The sequence below is a fragment of the Microcoleus sp. B13-B6 genome (assembly GCF_036705405.1).
Taxonomy (GTDB): Bacteria; Cyanobacteriota; Cyanobacteriia; order Cyanobacteriales; family Microcoleaceae; genus Microcoleus.
This window is the reverse complement of record NZ_JAUBUJ010000031.1, coordinates 47,703-67,833: the sequence shown is the minus strand read 5'-3', so window position 1 is coordinate 67,833 and position 20,131 is coordinate 47,703. Positions and strand designations below refer to the sequence as shown.

Sequence of the window (20,131 nt, the reverse complement as noted above, 5' to 3'; positions counted from 1 at the left end):
ACTATTGCTCAGAATTAGGCATTTTATCTATCAATTAATGCCGTAATGTCGTACCAAGTGGAGCAACATCAAATAAAAAGCAGTAGCGAGTGGTTTGGTTACTGCGAGGTAGCCTGTTTCGCGTCCAAGAACTTGTTCAACACCGCTCAATACTCAAATCGTCAAAGTTTCATATATGGTCACGGAACGCTCACCCAAGCGGCTATGGATAAGCTCTTCAAATCAGATATCAATTACAAATCGCTTCCTGCAAAAGTCAGTCAGCTTGTCCTGAAGCAGGTTGCTGATAGTTGGCAATCCTATTTCAAGGCTTTGTCTGCTTGGAAACTTGATTCGTCTAGGTTTACAGGCCAGCCTAAAATGCCTGGTTACATTGATTCTGACGGTCGAAATTTGATTAAATTCAATAACCAAGCGCTCGGTAAAACTGCGTTCAAAAAAGGTTTCATTGCTCCATCCATGTCGCCCATTTTCATTCCAGTCAAACCAGGTTTAAGACTGGCTGATATAATCGAGGTGAGGTTAGTTCCCAAAGTAGGGTGCTATGTAGTAGAAGTCGTTTATGACAATGGGGTGGATGATTGGAAGCTGGTTAATATAGGGTTATCCGCAGCAATTGATATTGGAATTGACAATCTAGCTACAATTGTTTTTTCCGACCCGACGATTCAACCTATAGCTGTCAATGGCAAACCTGTGAAGGCCCAGAATCAATGGTTTAACAAAGAAGTTGCGAGATTGCGCTCAGCTATGGGTTTTGGGAGTTCTCGAAAAATTCAAAACATCATCAGGAATCGTAATAACTTCGTGCATTCTTACTTGCACCAAGCAACTGCCAAGATTACAGCAGAACTTAATGATATTGGCGTCACTCATGTAGCGATTGGCAAAAATCCTCGGTGGAAAAAGGAGGTAAATATGGGAACTAAAAACAACCAGCAGTTTGTTCTAATTCCTCATGCAAAGTTTATTTCAATGTTGACTCGTAAACTAGAAAAATTTGGCATTACCGTAAAGGAAGGTGAAGAATCTTACACCAGTAAGGCTTCATTTTTAGATTGGGATGAGATCCCAACTTGGCAGCCTGGTAAAACCAACACATTGAGTTTCTCTGGTAAACGTGTAGCAACGAAAAAGTACCGCTCTCAAGATGGAACGGTAATTCATGCCGATGTGAATGGTGCGTTCAATATCGGTCGAAAAGTAATTCCTAACTCCTTCGGTTCTCTGGAATTGATTGTAAAGCGGAATAGTGGTTGTGTGGTAGCACATCCCAGACGAGTTAATATCTCGTTCAAAATGACTAAGTTGAAAGACATGAGCGGGTCTGCCCATGTTTGACCATCAATGTAGTAACTATTTATCGCCACTGCAATTAAGTAGCAACTCTCAGATTTTGATGAGTGGCGATGTAGTTGTGAATGAGGGTGCGGCGATCGCCCCTGGAGTAATCCTGCAAGCAGATCCCGGAAGCCGGATCTCGATCGCCGCCGGTGCCTGTATCGGTATGGGAGTTATCCTTCACGCCCGTGAAGGTACTCTGGAAATCGCGGCGGGCGTTATTCTGGGTGCAGGAGTGCTGGTGGTAGGTGCGGGAACGATCGGGGAAAATGCCTGTATTGGCGCCGCGACGACGCTAATCAATCCTTGTATCGACAAAATGCAAATTATGCCAGCAGGTTCTCTAATGGGAGATACCAGCCGCCAAGTCGCCGCAGAAGCAACAGCAGCGCCAACAGCAGCGCCAACAGCAGCGCCAACATCACCAGAAACCCCCGAAGCCACTACGCCACCAGTCGATCGACCGATCGAGCCGATCGAGCCGCCACAACCCGCCCAAACACCGCCTCAAACTGCGCCGGAGACGGCCCCAGACCCGCCGGAATCCACCGCCGCAGAGCCGCCCCAACCAGGGGAAACGCCAACTATTCTGTACGGTCAAGCTCACATTAATCGGCTGTTGGGGACGCTGTTTCCGCACCGCCAAGCTTTTAATCGATCGGAGGAAAACGGCCAAACTCTATCGGGCGGTTCCGGGTAGCCGTCAATCGATTTTAGATTTTCGATTTTAGATTTGAGATTGAAGCATTGACCCCACGGATAAATTCGGGGTTCCTTTATGGGATACAGGTTTTTTATTTCTGGACGGATGAATCACGTGGCGGGTATCCTCGATGCTTTCGGTCATTTCGGCAAAAGACAGCTATGCTAAAGGCAGAAAGATCCAATATCAATAGGTAATCTCATATTATTGGTAGCTCAGCAATTTGTCAGGCCTTGCCGCAGCAATCAGTGTTTTGTAGCTCGTGCAGTCTGTCTTCTCATCTGAGAAACTATAAACTATCAACAAATTTTTATTTTGGGAAGTTTCTAAGGGTAATAGAAGATGGACGGACAAACAGATCGTAACAGTCACGAAGAGCGATCGCAGCGCCAGGAATACTTCAAAGACACTGCTTTGGGTTTGGTATCCACCAAGAGTTTTCCGGCAATTGTGGGGACTGCTGACATGATGCTCAAGTCGGCAGGAGTGATTTTAGTAGGATACGAAAAAATTGGTTCCGGTCACTGTACCGCGATTGTCCGCGGCAGAATTTCCGATGTGCGTTTGGCTGTGGAAGCTGGAGCTCAAACAGCGGAACAGTTCGGGCAGTTTGTTTCTAAGTTGGTGATTCCTAGACCTTTGGCTAATTTGGAAGTGGTTTTGCCGATCGGCTTTCGGCTGACTGAACTTTCGGAAAAAGGCAGTTATTCTCGGCTTAGCAATCAGGCGATCGGTTTGCTCGAAACCCGGGGATTCCCGGCAATGGTGGGTGCTTGCGACGCTATGCTCAAATCCGCAGACGTACACTTGGCAGCTTACGAGAAAATTGGCGCCGGTTTGTGCACGGCAATTATTCGCGGTGCAGTTGCAGATGTAGCAGTAGCCGTAGAGGCAGGGATGTACGAAGCTGAGCGAATTGGCGAGTTGAACGCGGTGATGGTAATTCCGAGGCCTTTGGAAGATTTGGAACAAACTTTACCGCTGGCGAGTTGCTGGATCGAGCAGCGTAAACCTGTGATGATGCCCGTGTCGGTTAAGGAAAAGGAACAAGAATTGATCGAACTTCCAGATTTGGAGAAATTGAGAGTTTATGTGGAAGAGGAAATCAATCGGTAATTGGTAATTAGGCAACAAAAGTTTGTAGAGACGTACTGCCGTAAATACTGAGACGAAGTTTGTCAAAAAAATATAGAGTTTACTCGGTAGGACTACTGGCAACAATTTATACTGAGTAGCGGTCTCAAACTTAATTGGGCGATCGAGCCGATCGCCGCCGCATCAAGAGACACAGAGCACCAAGTAAAAGTAGACTTTTGAGATTAAGTCGATCGGGTAAACAATCGAACTGACTAATAAGTAAATCCAGCCGAGGTGCAGAGCCTTTCAACAGGATTTAACTACTGTTAAAATAAACCCAAAATCCTGTTTACGGTAGATTGCCGGGAATCATTCAAGAGTTACTCTGACCCCAGGTGGATGCTCTTTCAACAGATTAACGGCCCTCTAACTCAAAACTGACTGCACAGGAATCAACCCCCAGAATCAAGCAATCCTGAAAGTTGACCTATGAACCTCAAACAATTTTACAAGCGCGGTTTGCACAGCGCCAAGAAAGGAAACTATGAAGCGGCACTTGAGGACTTCGATCAGATACTGCAAGTCAATCCCGCCGATGCCAAAGCCTATAACAATCGCGGCTTGGTTTACTATTACATGAAAGACTACCAAAAAGCGATCGCAGACCTCAGCCAAGCCTTAGATATCAATCCTAACTTCTTCGAGGCTTACTTGAATCGAGGCAATGCTTGGCGTCATCTCGGAGAACACGACAAAGCCATTGAAGATTTAAACTGTGCTTTAGCAAATAAGCCTAACAGCCACGCTATCTACAACAACCGGGGACTTGTACTTGCTAATTTAGGAAATTACGAAGAAGCAATAGAAGACTACAATCGATCTCTATCTATCAATGCCAACAATTATAAAACCTATTACAACCGGGGGCGCGCTTACTACCTTTTGGGAGAAAAAGAGGCCGCAACGGAAAACTTTAACGAAACGCTGCGGTTGAATCCTAAATATATCAAAGCTTACATAAATCGAGGTCTCTGTTACCACCAATTAGGAGACAATACGCAGGCGATGGCCGATTACAACATTGCACTCGGCATCGATCCACAAAATATTTATGCCTATTATAACAGAGGTTGCGTTCGCTATAAATTAAAACAAATGCAGCTTGCAATTGAAGACTTTGACAAAGCAGTGGAACTCGATCCGAACTATGTTAAAGCTTATCTCAACCGGGGTTTAGCGCTGTATAAACTTGGAGATGTTGCGGCAGCAAATAAGGATTTTTACCACGTAATGTGCATTAATGCTGAAGCTTATGTATACTACCAAGCCCAGCGGTGTACGCCTGATATTAATTCGTACTTCAAAGAAGCGCCGCAGGTGGAACTTAATAATGCTGTAGAATACTACAACACGACCTTAAATACGATGTCAACTTCCTTAAGTTCCGCAGCATTAAACGCGGTCTGGAATCAAGAAGATTTGGAGAACAGAGACTCGATTATCTGTGAAAGTGAATTTATTAATGATTGATTTAGTCAGTAGTCATTAGTCATTAGTCATTAGTCATTAGTCATTAGACTTATTGCATAAATCATTGAGCGACAGGGAAACTGCTGATGCAACGCAGAGGCATTTAAATATAGTTTGTGAATGTATGCAATTCCAGTCTAATGAGTCAGCAGTCATTACTCATTCGTCATTAAGTAGGTCATCCCAAAAAAACAATACCTCAGAAACCCGGTTTCTGCGTATATTTATAGTGAGTCGTCGCAAAATCTTCTAGAAACCGGGTTTCTCGCCCCCTGCGTAAGCCCTGATCAAGAGGTTTTTAACGCGGATTGGGTAACAGTTAACAATTATAGTCCTTACTGCCAAAAAAACAGCAAGGACTATAATCATTTATTCCTGAGTTTTAAGGACGAACATCCTTACTACACACGTTAAATACTGGCCATCACTTCGCGCGCTGCAGCCAAAGTTCGATCGATATCTTCGTCAGTATGAGCCAAAGAAGTAAATCCCGCCTCAAACTGCGAAGGAGCAAGATAAATTCCGTGCTCCAACATTCCCCGGTGAAAGCGGCTGAACTTCGTCAAATCCGACTTCTTCGCATCCTCGTAATTGTGAACCGGGCCAGCCGCAAAAAACAAGCCAAACATCCCGCTAATTTGCCCGCCCCAAACCGCGTGTCCGGCTTCCTTAGCAATTTTTAGCAATCCGTCAGACAGTTTTTTGGTAATCTTATCCAACTGTTCGTAAGTGCCGGGTTTTTGCAGCAATTCCAAAGTCTTAATCCCAGCAGTCATCGCCAAAGGATTTCCCGAAAGCGTACCCGCTTGATACATCGGCCCAGCAGGAGCCACCATCCCCATAATATCCCGCCTTCCCCCGTAAGCTCCCACCGGCAAACCGCCACCGATAACTTTACCCAAAGTAGTCAAATCCGGGGTGACACCGAATCTTTCCTGAGCTCCGCCGTAGGCGATGCGGAAACCGGTCATTACTTCATCAAAAACTAACAAAGCACCGTTATCTTTAGTAATTTCCCGCAAACCTTCGAGAAAACCTGCATCCGGGGTAATAAAACCGGCATTCCCCACCACTGGTTCGAGAATTACGCCTGCTATCTCGCCGGGATTTTCGGCAAATAAAGCTTTGACTGCTTCTAAGTCATTGTAGGGAGCGTTGAGGGTATTGGCAGTAGTGGATTTCGGCACGCCCGGAGAGTCGGGAAGGCCCAGAGTTGCGACGCCGGAACCGGCTTTTACCAAGAACATATCGGCGTGCCCGTGATAGCAGCCTTCAAATTTAATCAGTTTATCGCGTCCGGTGAAAGCTCGCATCAGCCGCAAAACGGCCATACAGGCTTCGGTGCCGGAGTTGACAAATCGCACCATTTCAATGCTGGGAACCGCATCGATGACCATTTCGGCGAGTACGTTTTCCAACAGCGATGGTGCGCCGAAACTCGTACCTTTTTCTAAAGATTCGTGCAAGGCTTTGATGACTTCCGGGTGGGCGTGGCCACAGATGGCTGGGCCCCAAGTGCCTACATAGTCAATGTATTGGTTTTCGTCAACATCCCAAATGTAGGCTCCTTTTACCCTGTCAAAGACGATGGGCTGTCCGCCTACGGATTTGAAGGCGCGGACGGGGGAACTGACGCCACCTGGCATCAACTTCTGGGCTGCGGCGAAAATTTCTTCTGATTTGGTCGTTTTCAAGGTTGTGGAAACCAATGTTTTCTCCTTAGTGAACGTCTGTTGTTGGTAGAATAATTTTATAGCCAGTTCAACATAAAGGTTAGGTCGATTCAAGGAAACTATTCTAGTAGATTTTAGGGTACAAACCAATGAGTAGCAATACTAGCTTAGGTTTTTTAGGCTTTGTCGCACTAGCACCGTGAAGCGAAGCTATCCCGTAGGGAATCGCCCTAAAATGTAATTTTTTGTAAAATAGTTCTTGACAATTTACCCATCACTTGCTCAATCTTCTCTCTTCCTCTGCGTCCTCTGCGTTCTCTGCGGTTAATAAAAAAAACAATCTCCGACAGGAAAGCGTTAATCTATCTTACCAAGTTGAAATAAAAGTATGTCTACTACTGATTTATCGAGTTTGAGCCGATCGATCCCAATTGAAAAGATCCGTTACGACGATCGCGGTTTAGTGCCTGCGATCGTCCAAGATTATTTGGACGGTACGGTGTTAATGATGGCCTGGATGAATCGGGAGTCGCTGCAAAAAACGCTCTCTACCGGGCAAACTTGGTTCTGGAGTCGTTCTCGCGCTGAATTGTGGCCCAAAGGCGCGACTTCGGGACACGTTCAAAATGTCAAAGGGCTGCGTTACGACTGCGATAGCGATGCTTTGCTGGTGACAGTCGAACAAGTCGGAGATATTGCTTGTCACACCGGAGAAAGAAGTTGTTTTCACCAAGTTGATGGGGAAATTTCACCGCCGCCAGGGGATATGTTATCTCAATTATTTGCGGTAATTTGCGATCGGCGCGACAATCCTAACGAAAGTTCTTATACTTGCAAGTTGTTCGAGGGCGGCGACAACAAGATTCTCAAAAAGATTGGCGAAGAGTCGGCGGAAGTTGTGATGGCTTGCAAAGATGACGACAAAGAGGGGATTGCTGGGGAAGTTGCGGATTTATTTTATCACGCTTTGGTTGCTTTGGCTCACCATCAAGTTGATTTAAGAGCAGTTTACCGCAAATTGGGCGATCGACGAAAATAAATTAGTTATTGGTTATTGGGCATTGGGCATTGGGCATTGGGCATTGGTAGCAGCAACAAATAACTAATGACTCATAACTAATGACTAATGACTAATGACTAATGACTAATAACTAATGACTGCTATTTTTCAACATTCGATCGAGCTTTTGCAAAATAAAAATAGCCGCGCCCACACTCAAAGCCAAACCCAACCAAAAATTATCTGCCGCCCATTTACCTCCATCCAAAGCCAAACCGCCCAGCGGTGGCCCGATTAAATAGCCGATCGCCCAACACTGAGAACTAACCGCTAAATACACGCCCCGCAAAGATTCCGGCGCTAAATCCACCACCAAAGCCGAAGCAAAAGGCGTATAAGCAACAGTCGCCATCGACAAAAAGCTCAAGCCTAAAACAGCCAACAATAGATTGCCAGTTGCAGCCATTCCCGTCAAGCCGATCGCGATAAATCCCATTCCCCATAGCAGCGCAGAAATCATCAAAGCTTTCGGATGGGAAAACCGCTTCAAAGCTTTAACAACCGGCAGTTGCAAAGCCACAGTTAAAAACGTGCTAAAAGCAAACAAAACGGTAATTGTACCTGTTGAAAAGCCTTTTCCCGATGTCCCCACCGCGACAAACTTGCTAAAGTACAGCGGCATGGTGGTTTGGATTTGGGAAATATATAATGTGAACAGAGTATTTACTAAAGCATAAACTAGAAGACTGCGATCGCTCAGCGCCACCATCCAACCATTTTTTAGACTTTTTTTGCCTATATCCGTTGAATTAACTGGTTTGTAGGTTTCGGCGATCGCGATCGCCACCACCGCAAACAGCACTAAAAACGAGATACCATCAATAATAAAGAGCGATCGATAATTCCCCGTTATAGAAATCAACAAACCGCCCAAAATAATCCCAACTTGCAAACCCAAATTATCAGCCAGCCGCGTCAAAGCAAAAGCCTCCTGTCGCTGTTCGCCCTCGGTTAAATCGGCCACCATCGTCTCCGTTGGAGGCCAATACAAACCCACGCCAAAACCCATAAGTAAATTGCCCGCAATTAAGCCGGGGAAATCATTAGTCCCCGCCAGTACAAAAGAAGCGGCAGCCGAAATAATTGTCGCCAGCAATAAAGTTCGCCGCCTTCCCCAAAATTTGGAATCGCAAAAAGAACCGCCCAAAATTCTGCCGAATATTCCCGAAACTGAACCGCTACCCAAACCAATCCCAACAGCAGTAGCAGATAAACCGACGCGATCGACAAAAAATATCGGCGCGTAAAATAAAGTAAAACCGGTGCCGCTTTGGGAGAGGAATCTGCCGGCGGCAAGAATCCAGACTTGAGAGGGGAGACGGGGCAACCAAGAGGATAATTGAAATTTAGGCATATATTATTTATAATAGTCGGCGGTTGAAACCGCGTCTAAACTAATGAACAGTCGGCGGTTGAAACCGCCTCTACACAAACGAAGTCCGCCTTCGCGGACTCAAGAATTAAGCAGGTATTAAAGCAGGATTTGGTATTATGGAGTCAAACCCAAACTTAACCTTACTTGTTCGCGAACTTCGCGACAAAAATTTAATGCTTCGCGCGCTGTATCTTTATCAGCCGAAGCCCCCGGATAGCGATAGGCAACGGAGAAAGCAGTTAACGCTAAAAGTTTTGTGCGAAGCTTATCCCACCCAGGCTCAACGGGCAACAGCAAATCTAACAAAACAGTCAAATTATGCGTTCTGCTGAAAGAAATTACTGCTTCCTGCAAACGCGCTTTTAGATATTTCTCGGCACACTGTTGAGCGTGAAAACACGCCGCATCATAATTTGGAGATTTTCGCGCTCGCAATTCCCGCAAAGCTGTATAGCAATCCTAAATCATTTGTAAAAATATGTAGGGGTAGTGCTACCCCTACTCCCCGTGCCTACCCCAGCCAAGGCGGGGCAACCACGGGGGGTTTGCCCCTACAAGAATTACACGAATCATTTAGGATTGCTGTAGTAAAATCGCCCTCAGCTTTATCAACCCATTCAAGTGTGAGCGGATTCATAAATCACCTTTCCTTTCTCGATGATTTCCCGCAAAAATAAATCATTCCAAGCTAGACGTTGTTCAATTTCCGAAGGAGTTCGCACTAACAAATCTACAGCAAAGTTTGGCTGAGTTTGATTTAATATTTCCCAAGTTTTACGAAGATTATTACCATCCGAAGATAAAACTACCAACATATCAACGTCCGAATCTTCTGTGGGATTTCCATAGGCGTAAGAGCCGAACAAAATTATTTTTTGCGGTTTGAATTTATTGGCTATTGCCCGACTCAATTCCATGATTGTGTTCATTTCAATCATTTGCTAACATTTTTAATATTTTTCAAATCCACTGTAATAATAACACATGAAATTTCTGGAGTCTCTCCCTCCAATGAGTAATTATCAAGAGATTTTTGACGATCGCCATAAATTTTAAACTGTTGCTGTTGGCTCGCCCGTTGGCGTTAGCGAAGCGATCCGAAAAAAAGCCATCGAAGACGAACACCCGCCAGCTTAACAATTCTTCTCAGTTAGTTACACAAAAGTTACCATTAATTTAAAAATACTTAACACGATTTTAGAAAAAAGTTAGTTAAACTCTAGAAAAGGCAGAAGAAAATTTTAGAGGGTCTAATTATATGACAGCTATTACAACATCAAGAGTAGAATCAATCAAACCGCGCTGGCAAGCAATTGTCATGGTGGCTCTAATTTTCTGGCTCAGCGTTAGCCTGATTTTGGATCTAGTAATTATGCCGAGTCTCTACGTATCGGGCATGACGACATCACCGGAGTTTGCAACAGCCGGGAATTTAATGTTCTGGGGATTCAACCGCGTTGAGTTAATCTGTTCGGGCGTGGTGGCAACGGGTTTGATGGTTTTGAGCAATTTAGTCGGTGACTTCGGCAAGCGCAGCCGCACAGCAATCTTATTATCATTGGTACTTCTGGCGATCGCCCTGATTGACACCTACGCCCTGACACCCCAAATGAGCGCCTTGGGAATGCAGCTAAATCTGTTCGATTCCGCAGCAGAAGTGCCCGCCGGCATGAATCTACTGCACCAAGGCTATTTTGCCTTGGAAGCGCTGAAGTTGGCTGTCGCCGGTACGCTGCTGGGCTGGTGCTACCAAAACCAAGTTTAATCGACAGAAGGCTAAGAGGTTGAGTTGAGAAAAAAAACTCAACCTGCAGCGGGGGGCGTGAATTCACGCCCCCCGCTAATTTTTTAAATTTTAACGATCGTAAACACCGGATTTGATATTCATCGGCGTTAATCTGTGTTTATCTGCCCTCATCTGCGGTTAAAAAAAGAGAATTTCTTGGGCCGCAGATGACAAGGGATTGACGCTGATTCACGCAGATGAAGAGAAGAGTGATAGGAATAATCTCCGATGCTAACAGATTTGATATAACAATACTGTCAAGTTTCCTGAACCCGCGCAAAAACGGATACTTGCGAACGACTCCTCCCGTGGAGAAAGAAAAATTTTAGACTCTTGTTCAAACTCCCAGATTCATCTGTAGAGTAAATCTAAAATCTAAAATCTAAAATCTAAAATCGACTAACGGCACGCCCTACTCGGAGGTTTCCGGTAAATCTGCTTTTGGCCACAGCAAGCGCAAGCCCATCACCGCAAATCCGATCGCTGCGAGCCCCTTTACCAGTCGTTCCGGCAACACCTCTGCCGTGCTGAAGCCAATGCCCACGCCGATTAAACTCGCCAGAAGCAGCGCCGACGCCGTACCAAAAAATACAGCCCGCGGCGAGTTACAACTACTGCCCAGGGCGATCGCAGCTAATTGACTTTTGTCTCCCAATTCTGACAAAAACACTGTAATAAAACTGATTCCCAAAAGTTGCCAGTCCATATTTTTTTCAGTTCTTAATTAGCTCTTGTAGAAATCTACGACTTACCGACAGGCAGACAATTAACCCAGCACTTCCCACAGCAGAACCGCCGAAATCCCCAGTAAAATCACTCCGGCTGCTCTCTCCAAAGTTCTCGGAGCAATCCGACTAGCCAGCCACCTTCCTAGCAACACCCCCAGCAAACTGGTTGCTATCAAAGCCGAACCCGCACCCGCAAAAACGATCCAAGGATTTCGAGATTCAGCCGTCATCAGCAAAATCGCGAGCTGAGTTTTGTCTCCAATTTCAGCTAAAAAAATAGTTGCAAAAGTCGAAGCAAAAATTGCCCAGTGCTTGGGCTTCAGTTTCTTTTGTTCCTGACAAATATCGGGATTTACAGTCACTGAGAGTTCAGCGGGCTCCGGGGTTAAAGCAGCACAAATCTCAGTAACCTCTTTTATTTGTAGTTGTACCTGTTGTGGCAAATCATAATTGAGGTTTACTGAGTCAGAAGCAGACAAGCTTGGCGGAACAGAATCAAGTTTCACGGGCAATGAGTGCTAAACGCTATTTATTTTTGACTTGTACTTTTGATTCTAACTCTCTCGGTGCCTGCTTTTACCAAACCAGGGTCAATCGATTTTAGATTTTAGATTTTAGATTTGAGATTTTAGAATTGAAGCATTAACCCCACGGATAAATTCGGGGGGCAAGTTTTATCGGATACAGGTTTTTTATTCCTCCAGGGATGAATCACGTGGCGGGTATCCTAGATGCTTTCGGTCATCTTTTTCGCCGAAGATTTCAGCAACTCATTCCTGGAACCACTCACCGCGCCCAAAAAGGGAGACAACCCCCCAGATTTATCTGTCGAGTCAATCTAAAATCTAAAATCTAAAATCTAAAATCTAAAATCTAAAATTGACTGACTGGCTGGTTCATGTGCCGTAAGTTCGATCGCCCGCATCTCCCAAACCAGGTACAATAAAGCCCTGTTCGTTGACTATTTCGTCGATCGTTGCCGTGTAAATCATCAAACTCGGGTACTCTGCACTCAGCCTCTTCAAAGCCGGAGGAGCAGCCACCACAGAGATAATCCGAATCAAGCTCGGATCAATTCCCCGTGCAGTCAATTCCTGCATAGTCGCTATAATCGTCCCGCCAGTCGCCAGCATCGGCTCGCTAATTATCACCCGCGTTTGCGGGATAAACTGCGCCGGCAATTTGTTCAAATAACAAGTCGGTTGTAGCGTCTCCTCATTTCTTGCCATGCCGAGGTGGTAAACCGACGCCAGCGGCACAACCGTCTGAATTCCTTCGAGCAGTGCCAAACCCGCCCGCAAAATCGGTACCACAACTAACGGAGCTTCCGGGTTGATAAAAGCCGCCGGACATTCTGCCAAAGGCGTCTGCACTGTGGTTTCCACTGTCGGCAGCCATTCTCGAATCGCCTCGTAAGCCAGCCACCTTCCCAATTCTGTCATCGCAGAACGAAAAAGTACCGAGGGGGTGGCGCCGTCGCGGGCAACAGCCAGCCAGTGTTTAATTAATGGATGCGGAGGAACGTAAACGCGCAGTTGCAGGGACATTAGGAAATTGGGGAGATTGCTAGGTTTGAGGGATTTTATGCGGTGCGATCGATCTTCTTTGAGGGCTTCGCCAACGGGCGATCGATCGCTCTGTGCAACTTATCACATCCTTGAGGGCGCATACAAGCCAGAGATTGAGAATCGACCGAAGAGCACTATTTTTAAGATTGCCCTCACAGGCTCAAACCTCCGCCGGAGTGCCGGACTATTGCGACAACCACCAGCAGTCGGTTAGAACTGACATCTTGCACCATTATTAATAAGCCTTTCACGGGCGGGCTCTATGCCCACCCCACAAGAAAACTCACTCTTTGTGGAACAGGCATCTTGCCTGTTCTTGAGAATTGTGCAACATATGAGTTAGAACCCATTCGCCGATCGACCTCCATCAGCTTATTGAAATATTTTTCCAATAGTATTGACATTAATTAGCAACAAGGCTATAGTAATTTTTAGTGTTCTCCTCTCAAAGGATCGGCAGACGGGGGCAGTCGGCAATGGTAGACTGTTCCCGCATTTTTTTGGGAAGCAGGGGCATTGGGCGTTGGGCATCGGGCAAACAGGGCATCGGGCATTGGGCATCGGGCATTGGGCATTGGGCATCGGGCATTGGGCATCGGGCATTGGGCATCGGGCATTGGAAATAGTTTATTTTTCTTCCTTCTTCCTTCTTCCTTCTTCCTTCTGGAGCGATCGACTGTAAAATCATAGAAATATTAAGATTTTTAACCCAATGTCAGCTCCTACCCAATCCCAGTTATTTTCTCCCAACTCCCGCCCTACAGAGCAAGAGTTTGATGTAATTGTCATCGGTTCCGGCATTGGTGGACTCGTGACAGCCACCCAGCTAGCGGCTAAGAAAGCCAAAGTTTTAGTGCTCGAAAGCTATACAATTCCGGGGGGTAGTGCTGGATATTTCGATCGAGAAGGCTACAGATTCGATGTCGGCGCCTCCATGATATTTGGTTTCGGACAGCGTGGCACCACCAACCTCCTCACCCGCGCCCTGAAAGCAGTCAACGTCACCTTAGAAACCATTCCCGACCCCGTACAGCTTCACTATCACTTACCCAGCGGCTTGGAACTTGAAGTTCCCCAGGCTTATGAGAAATACTTGCAAGAATTAACAGACAGATTCCCTCACGAACGCGAAGGAATCCACAAATTTTACGGCGAATGCTGGAACGTCTTTAACTGCCTCAACGGCATGGAATTGCTATCCCTAGAAGAACCCGGATATCTCGTCCGAGTCTTTTTTCAGAATCCTTTAGCCTGTTTGGGATTAGTAAAATATCTGCCTCAAAATACTGGCGACATTGCGCGGCGCTACATAAAAGACCCTACTTTGCTGAAATTTATCGACATGGAATGCTACTACTGGTCTGTAGTACCCGCAGACTTGACGCCGATGATTAATGCCGGAATGGTATTTTCCGACAGACATTACGGTGGCATCAATTATCCCAAAGGCGGAGTCGGTCAAATCGCCCAAAAATTAGTAGAAGGATTAGAAAAATGCGGCGGAAAAATTCAATACAAAGCTAAGGCGAAAAAAATTATAACAGAAAACGGCCGCGCTGTCGGAGTCGAGCTAGCAACCGGCGAAGTTTACCGCGCCAAGCGCATAGTTTCTAACGCCACGCGGTGGGATACTTTTGAGAAATTGCTGCCCGCAGAAGAGATGCCCGCTAGCGAAAAGAAATGGCAGCAGCGCTATCAAAAAGCCCCCAGTTTCTTGAGTTTGCATTTGGGAGTGGAAGCAAGCGTAATCCCTGCCGGTAGTGCCTGCCACCACATTTTGTTAGAAGATTGGGACAAAATGGAAGCGCCAGAGGGAACTGTTTTGGTGTCCATTCCGACCGTGCTCGACCCGGATTTAGCTCCCGCAGGATATCACATCGTTCACGCTTTTACTTCGAGTTGGATGGAACAGTGGGAAGGACTTTCGCAGCAGGAATATGAGGATAAAAAGGAAGAGGCTGGAGGGAGAATTATTGAAAGATTAGAAAAGATTTTTCCCGGTTTAGATGCCGGTTTGGATTATATGGAAGTGGGGACAGCGCGTTCTCACCGCCGCTTTTTGGGGCGCGAAGATGGAACTTACGGGCCGATTCCGCGACAGAAGTTAATGGGTTTGCTGGGAATGCCGTTTAATCGAACTTCTATGCCTGGTTTGTATTGTGTGGGTGACAGTACGTTTCCCGGACAGGGTTTAAATGCGGTGGCGTTTTCTGGGTTTGCTTGCGCGCACCGAATTGCGGTTGATTTGGGTTTTTAGTGGTCGTGGTAGGGTAGGGTACGTCAGATTGTTCGCTTGAAATACGAGAGAAAATGTAAGACAAGGCTTCGAGGGTTCCTACAAAAAGACTAAAAACCCGGTTTCTGGATAGAAACCGGGTTTTTAAACTGAAAATTGGCGTTTTCCATTCTTTTAAGAAGTTTACTGGTCGTAGCTGCCGCCGACGCCGATTTGGGTATTGTAGATTTTGGCATTAGTGATGGTCATATCTTCCATTGATGCGCCGGATACGTCAGTGGTGTTAATGATGGCCGCGGTCAGATTTGCCCGATCGAGGTCTGCGTCATTTAAACTGGCATTAGTCAGAAAAACTTGGGTTAAGTTAGCACCCGTCAAGTTAGCACCCGTCAAGTCCGCGCCTTCGAGGTTGGCACTAGATAGGTTTGCGCCTCGTAAATTTGCTTCTCTCAAATCAGCACCAATTAAATGGGCTCCCATTAAATCTGCTCCTGACAAGTCGCACTTAAAACATTGCCCGGTTGACAATAACTGTTGGACGTGAGCGGGATTTTCAGCGCGAGCCGGGCCAGCCAACAGTAGGGGAGTAATTAAAAAAGTAGCGGCTAATAGATTGCGTTTCATAATCCCTTTTCCTCACAGACTCTGTATTCAAGTTCTTGTCTTGATATCTACAATCTTACCACGGTTGTTTTCGGAAGTTGCGATCTAATTCACACATTGGCTGTGATATCAATTGCACTCAACAACGCATACATGGTCTCGACCAGCTTGCAAAACATAATTTCGCAAAACTTAACACTGCCTAACTTAATTCAGTGCCTTTTTGTAGTAACATTTTCTAGGTTAACCCGGATAGCCAACCGATGCGTCTTTCTGAAGATGGAGATGATTCGCAATGCTATGGATGATTTTAGCTGCGATCTTATCGCAAAAAGTGGGAGCATCTCATATTTGTAAAAATACTTCTTCTGGCTCCTTCCTTCTTCTGGCTCCTTCCTTCTTCCTCTTTCCTTCTTCCTCTTTCCTTCTGCCTCCTGCCTTCTGCCTCCTGCCTCAAAACTCCAATTTCTAGCTTGGCTGCAAAGGTGAGATGCTCCCCAAAAAGTTGACAAAAAATACCTGGTTTTTAATAAAAGTGTCACGAGACAGAAAATTTAATTTAAAATAAAGATAAGCTTATAACTTTATAGGTAGAGGAAAAGCAGTCACAGCCCCGATCCCCGGCCCAAGCTCGGCTGCATTTTTAACAATAAATTTTAATTAGGTCTCAGCAGCGCCGTAAAAATCCACCTAGTGCTTGGAAATCAGCACTTTTTTGGAATGTCGCAGAGTCTACGCGATCGCAAAACTCAATTAAATATGCTCAAAAACGATTCCTCCAAGTATCTGCCAACCTTAGCTCAAGTAATAGACCGCTACCCCTTGACAGTTGCGCCCGATACCCCACTAGCAGAAGTAATTACCCTGATGGGCCAACGGCGCGGAATTTGCTCTCTAAACGCAGACATTCCACCAACCGATATCTATCAGCCACTAACAGAAATCGCAAATCCCCCCACCTCAAGCGCGTGCAGAGACGCGACAGGTATCTGCGTCTTTGTCGTGGAAAAATCACTCTTAAAATTATCCTCGCACTCGGCTCCACATTCTCACTTGCAAGGAATCTTTACAGAAAGGGATCTTGTCGATTTGATTGCCTCGGGCAAAAACTTAAAAGGTGTCACCATCGCAGAAGTAATGAGGCAGCCGGCAGCAACTCTGACAAAATCCGAGACTCAAGACATTTTCAGTGCCCTAATTCTCCTGGGGCAACGAAGAATTAAGCACTTGCCAATAGTGGATAGTGAAGGTCAACTCTTAGGAGTAATTACCCCGGAAAGCATTCGCCAAGCCATGCTGAAACCGGCAAATATCTTAAAAATGCGCCGCGTGAAAGAAGTAATGACCGCACAAGTCATTCAAGCACCTCGCTCCGCGTCAGTTATGAGTTTAGCCGAGTTGATGGCCGAGCACCGCGTTAGCTGCGTGGTAATTACCGAATCAACAGAATTATCGAGGGATTTACCGTTCCCGATTCCAGTAGGTATCGTCACAGAACGGGATATTGTGGAATTTCAAGCTTTAGATATAGATTTGTCGCAAACGATCGCCCAAACTGTGATGAGTACCCCCTTATTTAGCCTCAAGCAAGAAGACTCGCTGTGGGTAGCTCATCAGGAAATGCACCAGCGTTTAGTCCGCAGGTTGGTAGTAACGGGGGAACAGGGAGAACTTCTGGGAATAGTTACTCAAACCAACATACTGCGCGTACTTGACCCGATGGAAATGTCCGGGGCGATAGATGTTCTGCACGATTCAGTGGCAGAAAGGACTAGGGAATTGCAAAAAGCGATCGCATCCCTCAGCTTGACTAACGCCAGACTAGAAAGCGAAATTGCTACCCGCGTTAGGGCCGAGGCCAGACTCCACCTTTTAGAATCTGCTGTAGTGAACGCTAACGACGCGATCGTGATTATGGATGCCGGAGACAGCGATATCTCCGACCCCACCATCATCTATACCAACGAAGCTTTTACCCAAATGACGGGCTACCTACCCGAAGAAATCATCGGACAAACCCCCAGTTGCTTGCGCGGCCCAGAAAGCGACCCCACCCAAGTTGATAAAATTCGCCGTGCTTTCTCTCGCCGAGAACCCCTACGCCTAGAATTGATCAACTACCGCAAAGACGGTTCAACTTATTGGGTGGAACTCAACAGCGTACCTATTGCCGACACCTCCGGGAACGTTACCCACTGGGTGTCGGTGCAGCGGGATATTAGCGATCGCAAGCGCATGGAACAAGCATTTTTTGAAGAAAAAGAACTCGCTCATGTTACTCTACAATCGATCGGCGATGCCGTAATCGCGACAGACGCCGACGGCTGCATTTCCACCCTTAATCCAGTTGCCGAAACACTTACTGGTTGGTCTACATTGGAAGCTAAAGGTTTGCCCCTCGCCAGCGTGCTGAGAATAGTTGACGAAACTACCCGGCTGCCGATCGAAAATATCGCCGAAATCGCTTTGTGCGAAGGTCGGATTGTTGACCAAGGACACAACAGCTTGCTGATTGCCCGCAACCACACCGAATTTGCGATCGACCACTGCGTCGCCCCCATCCACGCCAGCAGCGGCAAAATTGTCGGGGCCGTCGTTGTGTTCCGAGATGTCACCCAAGTGCGAACTCAAGCGCGGCAACTCACCTGGCAGGCAACTCATGACCCTCTGACGCAATTAGTCAACCGCCGGGAATTTGAGTACCAGCTAGAGCACGCCCTACACGGCGCTCAAGGTTACGGGCAAGAACACGTGATGCTTTACCTGGATCTCGATCGCTTCAAAATAGTTAACGACACCTCCGGTCATGCTGCAGGGGACGAACTGCTGCGCCAAGTCAGCCAGCTATTTAAAAGCAATATCCACAAAACCGATATTTTGGCGCGTCTCGGCGGCGATGAATTTGCTGTACTCCTGTACAATCGTCCCGTCGAACGAGGATTGAACGTTGCTGAAACGCTGCTGCGAAGCATTCAGGGATTCCGCTTTGCGTGGCAGGACAAAACTTTTTCGATCGGCGTCAGTATCGGTTTGGTCGCAATCAATCCCAAAACAGCATCGACATCTGCGATTTTGAGCGCGGCCGATATGGCCTGCTACGCTGCTAAAAATAAAGGTCGCAACCGGGTACAGGTTTATCAAGCAGGCGATCGAGAATTAATCAAACAGCACGGCGAAACCGAGTGGGTGGTGCAAATTAATCAAGCATTAGAAGAGAATCGCTTTTGCTTGTACTCTCAGCCGATCGTACCTTTGCTCAATTCTCCAACCACCGGAACCCACTGCGAAATCCTCCTGCGCCTCCGGTTGGAAACTGGTGAGTTGGTGTCGCCGATGGCGTTTATTCCGGCGGCAGAACGCTACAACTTGATGCACGCGATCGACCGCTGGGTAATTCGTACTTTATTTAGCAATTTATCTAAAATTTTCACGGCCAATTTATTAGTCCAAGACCCTGGAGTAGGCAGCGATAAAATAGTTACCTTCCCTGCTTGCTCTCTTTTGTCTAATCCGCAATCCTTATTTGGCAAATATCCCAGCATTTATTCAATCAACCTTTCTGGGGACAGCCTCAACGAAGAAAAGTTTATCGAGTTTATTCAGGAACAGTTTTCCATCCATCAAATACCGCCGCAAATAATTTGTTTTGAAATTACCGAAACCGTGGCGATCGGTAATCTCAGCAAGGCAGCAAGCTTGATTTGGCAACTCAAGGAACTAGGCTGCCAGTTTGCCTTGGACGACTTCGGCAGCGGGATGTCTTCCTTTGCTTACCTGAAAAGCTTGCCGGTTGATTATCTCAAAATAGACGGCAATTTTATTAAGAATATTGTCGAGAATCCTATTGATGTTGCAATGGTGGAAGCTATTACCAAAATCGCTCACGTCATGGGAATTAAAACTATTGCGGAGTATGTTGAGAATCAAAAAATTATGGATAAACTCAATGAACTTGGGGTAGATTACGCTCAAGGTTATCATTTGGGCAAGCCTCAACCTTGTAACTTCACATCTCCGATTTTAGAGGAAGTTTTGGGGGAGTTTCCTGTTAATTCTTTGGCTTTTGAGGCGAAGCTGGCTTGTTGAAGAAGGAAGTTCGGCAACGAGCAAGCAATGGGATTTAACGGATTTAAGGGAGGGATGTTGAGGGAACAAGGAAAAGGAGATGTTAAGTTGTGATCTCAATTCCCCATTCCCCATTTTCCATTAGCCATTACCTTCTACAGTAGTTTCCGCCGCTTCAATGTACTGACTGTCTAACAGAAAAGCACCTTTTTCAAAGCGAATGCCCCAATAATTGCCGGGACGCCGATCGATCACAACGCCTTCAGCGCCGATCGCAATTAAATTCGCAGGCCGCAGCATCGGCATCGGTTCGGCAGTTTTGACGTAAGGTGGCATAGCCACAACTCGGACTTTTTGACCGATTGTAAATTCTTTTTCCATGAATT

20 protein-coding genes are annotated in these 20,131 nt (G+C 46.3%); 9 read left to right on the top strand and 11 right to left on the bottom strand.

What is annotated here, in order from left to right; all coding sequences use genetic code 11:
* Positions 1 to 45: 45 nt before the first annotated feature.
* From QUB35_RS16290 to QUB35_RS16275, 4 genes are all read left to right on the top strand, one after another.
* Complete coding sequence (locus tag QUB35_RS16290) at positions 46 to 1,341, top strand: transposase (protein ID WP_333142857.1); 1,296 nt, start codon at positions 46 to 48, stop codon at positions 1,339 to 1,341.
* Positions 1,334 to 2,041, top strand: coding sequence for a carbon dioxide concentrating mechanism protein (locus QUB35_RS16285; protein WP_333142856.1), 708 nt, complete (start codon positions 1,334 to 1,336; stop codon positions 2,039 to 2,041). Before QUB35_RS16290 ends, QUB35_RS16285 begins: the two co-directional genes overlap by 8 nt.
* A gap of 345 nt (positions 2,042 to 2,386) precedes the next feature.
* On the top strand, positions 2,387 to 3,160 hold the full coding sequence (locus tag QUB35_RS16280; RefSeq protein ID WP_190731639.1) for a BMC domain-containing protein: 774 nt from the start codon (positions 2,387 to 2,389) through the stop codon (positions 3,158 to 3,160).
* Between the two features lie 450 nt (positions 3,161 to 3,610).
* A complete protein-coding gene (locus QUB35_RS16275) occupies positions 3,611 to 4,651 on the top strand; it encodes a tetratricopeptide repeat protein (RefSeq protein ID WP_333142855.1) in 1,041 nt (346 codons plus the stop codon).
* A 410-nt stretch (positions 4,652 to 5,061) separates the two neighbouring features.
* On the opposite strand, the gene hemL is transcribed toward QUB35_RS16275, so the two are convergent.
* Positions 5,062 to 6,360, bottom strand: coding sequence for a glutamate-1-semialdehyde 2,1-aminomutase (gene hemL, locus QUB35_RS16270; RefSeq protein ID WP_333059735.1), 1,299 nt, complete (start codon positions 6,358 to 6,360; stop codon positions 5,062 to 5,064).
* A 352-nt stretch (positions 6,361 to 6,712) separates the two neighbouring features.
* On the opposite strand from hemL, the gene hisIE reads away from it, so the two are divergent.
* Positions 6,713 to 7,363 carry a bifunctional phosphoribosyl-AMP cyclohydrolase/phosphoribosyl-ATP diphosphatase HisIE gene (hisIE, locus tag QUB35_RS16265; RefSeq protein WP_333142854.1) on the top strand — a complete coding sequence of 217 codons (651 nt, stop codon included), beginning with the start codon at positions 6,713 to 6,715 and terminating at the stop codon, positions 7,361 to 7,363.
* A gap of 112 nt (positions 7,364 to 7,475) precedes the next feature.
* Here the strand turns inward: hisIE and QUB35_RS16260 are convergent, their stop codons facing one another.
* The 3 genes from QUB35_RS16260 to QUB35_RS16250 all read right to left on the bottom strand — a co-directional run bounded on the left by QUB35_RS16260 (position 7,476) and on the right by QUB35_RS16250 (position 9,688).
* Positions 7,476 to 8,738 (bottom strand): MFS transporter, encoded by a 1,263-nt coding sequence (locus tag QUB35_RS16260; RefSeq protein WP_333142853.1) that lies wholly within the window; start codon positions 8,736 to 8,738, stop codon positions 7,476 to 7,478.
* A gap of 135 nt (positions 8,739 to 8,873) precedes the next feature.
* Entirely contained in the window at positions 8,874 to 9,203 is a 330-nt protein-coding gene (locus tag QUB35_RS16255; RefSeq protein WP_333142852.1) for a HEPN domain-containing protein, read from the bottom strand.
* A gap of 173 nt (positions 9,204 to 9,376) precedes the next feature.
* Positions 9,377 to 9,688: a nucleotidyltransferase domain-containing protein gene (locus tag QUB35_RS16250; RefSeq protein WP_333101836.1), complete on the bottom strand. Its 312-nt coding sequence runs from the start codon at positions 9,686 to 9,688 to the stop codon at positions 9,377 to 9,379.
* Between the two features lie 329 nt (positions 9,689 to 10,017).
* On the opposite strand from QUB35_RS16250, the gene QUB35_RS16245 reads away from it, so the two are divergent.
* Complete coding sequence (locus QUB35_RS16245; protein ID WP_333142851.1) at positions 10,018 to 10,524, top strand: hypothetical protein; 507 nt, start codon at positions 10,018 to 10,020, stop codon at positions 10,522 to 10,524.
* 433 nt (positions 10,525 to 10,957) lie between these two features.
* On the opposite strand, the gene QUB35_RS16240 is transcribed toward QUB35_RS16245, so the two are convergent.
* The 3 genes from QUB35_RS16240 to upp form a co-directional block, all read right to left on the bottom strand.
* A complete protein-coding gene (locus tag QUB35_RS16240) occupies positions 10,958 to 11,251 on the bottom strand; it encodes a TMEM165/GDT1 family protein (RefSeq protein ID WP_333142850.1) in 294 nt (97 codons plus the stop codon).
* 60 nt (positions 11,252 to 11,311) lie between these two features.
* Positions 11,312 to 11,779 carry a TMEM165/GDT1 family protein gene (locus QUB35_RS16235; protein ID WP_333142849.1) on the bottom strand — a complete coding sequence of 156 codons (468 nt, stop codon included), beginning with the start codon at positions 11,777 to 11,779 and terminating at the stop codon, positions 11,312 to 11,314.
* Between the two features lie 390 nt (positions 11,780 to 12,169).
* Positions 12,170 to 12,820: a uracil phosphoribosyltransferase gene (gene upp, locus QUB35_RS16230; RefSeq protein WP_333142848.1), complete on the bottom strand. Its 651-nt coding sequence runs from the start codon at positions 12,818 to 12,820 to the stop codon at positions 12,170 to 12,172.
* A 7-nt stretch (positions 12,821 to 12,827) separates the two neighbouring features.
* Between upp and QUB35_RS16225 the strand changes: the two genes are divergently transcribed.
* Positions 12,828 to 13,055 (top strand): hypothetical protein, encoded by a 228-nt coding sequence (locus QUB35_RS16225; RefSeq protein ID WP_333142847.1) that lies wholly within the window; start codon positions 12,828 to 12,830, stop codon positions 13,053 to 13,055.
* A 231-nt stretch (positions 13,056 to 13,286) separates the two neighbouring features.
* Here the strand turns inward: QUB35_RS16225 and QUB35_RS16220 are convergent, their stop codons facing one another.
* Positions 13,287 to 13,529 (bottom strand): hypothetical protein, encoded by a 243-nt coding sequence (locus tag QUB35_RS16220; RefSeq protein WP_333142846.1) that lies wholly within the window; start codon positions 13,527 to 13,529, stop codon positions 13,287 to 13,289.
* Between the two features lie 24 nt (positions 13,530 to 13,553).
* Between QUB35_RS16220 and crtH the strand changes: the two genes are divergently transcribed.
* Positions 13,554 to 15,098 carry a carotenoid isomerase gene (gene crtH / locus QUB35_RS16215; protein WP_333142845.1) on the top strand — a complete coding sequence of 515 codons (1,545 nt, stop codon included), beginning with the start codon at positions 13,554 to 13,556 and terminating at the stop codon, positions 15,096 to 15,098.
* Positions 15,099 to 15,260: 162 nt separating this feature from the next.
* Here the strand turns inward: crtH and QUB35_RS16210 are convergent, their stop codons facing one another.
* Together QUB35_RS16210 and QUB35_RS16205 are read right to left on the bottom strand one after the other, a co-directional pair.
* Complete coding sequence (locus QUB35_RS16210; protein WP_333142844.1) at positions 15,261 to 15,701, bottom strand: pentapeptide repeat-containing protein; 441 nt, start codon at positions 15,699 to 15,701, stop codon at positions 15,261 to 15,263.
* Positions 15,702 to 15,892: 191 nt separating this feature from the next.
* A complete protein-coding gene (locus tag QUB35_RS16205; protein ID WP_333142843.1) occupies positions 15,893 to 16,192 on the bottom strand; it encodes a hypothetical protein in 300 nt (99 codons plus the stop codon).
* 208 nt (positions 16,193 to 16,400) lie between these two features.
* Between QUB35_RS16205 and QUB35_RS16200 the strand changes: the two genes are divergently transcribed.
* Entirely contained in the window at positions 16,401 to 19,766 is a 3,366-nt protein-coding gene (locus QUB35_RS16200; protein ID WP_333142842.1) for an EAL domain-containing protein, read from the top strand.
* 120 nt (positions 19,767 to 19,886) lie between these two features.
* On the opposite strand, the gene sipA is transcribed toward QUB35_RS16200, so the two are convergent.
* Entirely contained in the window at positions 19,887 to 20,126 is a 240-nt protein-coding gene (gene sipA / locus QUB35_RS16195; protein WP_333101820.1) for a regulatory protein SipA, read from the bottom strand.
* Positions 20,127 to 20,131: the final 5 nt, after the last annotated feature.

Excerpts from the sequence above, each read along its gene's own strand:
- QUB35_RS16290 (WP_333142857.1), top strand. The coding sequence starts at position 46 with ATGTCGTACCAAGTGGAGCAACATCAAATAAAAAGCAGTAGCGAGTGG.
- QUB35_RS16285 (WP_333142856.1), top strand. The coding sequence starts at position 1,334 with ATGTTTGACCATCAATGTAGTAACTATTTATCGCCACTGCAATTAAGT.
- QUB35_RS16280 (WP_190731639.1), top strand. The coding sequence starts at position 2,387 with ATGGACGGACAAACAGATCGTAACAGTCACGAAGAGCGATCGCAGCGC.
- QUB35_RS16275 (WP_333142855.1), top strand. The coding sequence starts at position 3,611 with ATGAACCTCAAACAATTTTACAAGCGCGGTTTGCACAGCGCCAAGAAA.
- hisIE (WP_333142854.1), top strand. The coding sequence starts at position 6,713 with ATGTCTACTACTGATTTATCGAGTTTGAGCCGATCGATCCCAATTGAA.
- QUB35_RS16260 (WP_333142853.1), bottom strand. The coding sequence starts at position 8,738 with ATGCCTAAATTTCAATTATCCTCTTGGTTGCCCCGTCTCCCCTCTCAA.
- QUB35_RS16250 (WP_333101836.1), bottom strand. The coding sequence starts at position 9,688 with ATGAACACAATCATGGAATTGAGTCGGGCAATAGCCAATAAATTCAAA.
- QUB35_RS16245 (WP_333142851.1), top strand. The coding sequence starts at position 10,018 with ATGACAGCTATTACAACATCAAGAGTAGAATCAATCAAACCGCGCTGG.
- QUB35_RS16240 (WP_333142850.1), bottom strand. The coding sequence starts at position 11,251 with ATGGACTGGCAACTTTTGGGAATCAGTTTTATTACAGTGTTTTTGTCA.
- upp (WP_333142848.1), bottom strand. The coding sequence starts at position 12,820 with ATGTCCCTGCAACTGCGCGTTTACGTTCCTCCGCATCCATTAATTAAA.
- QUB35_RS16220 (WP_333142846.1), bottom strand. The coding sequence starts at position 13,529 with ATGATTTTACAGTCGATCGCTCCAGAAGGAAGAAGGAAGAAGGAAGAA.
- crtH (WP_333142845.1), top strand. The coding sequence starts at position 13,554 with ATGTCAGCTCCTACCCAATCCCAGTTATTTTCTCCCAACTCCCGCCCT.
- QUB35_RS16210 (WP_333142844.1), bottom strand. The coding sequence starts at position 15,701 with ATGAAACGCAATCTATTAGCCGCTACTTTTTTAATTACTCCCCTACTG.
- QUB35_RS16200 (WP_333142842.1), top strand. The coding sequence starts at position 16,401 with ATGTCGCAGAGTCTACGCGATCGCAAAACTCAATTAAATATGCTCAAA.
- sipA (WP_333101820.1), bottom strand. The coding sequence starts at position 20,126 with ATGGAAAAAGAATTTACAATCGGTCAAAAAGTCCGAGTTGTGGCTATG.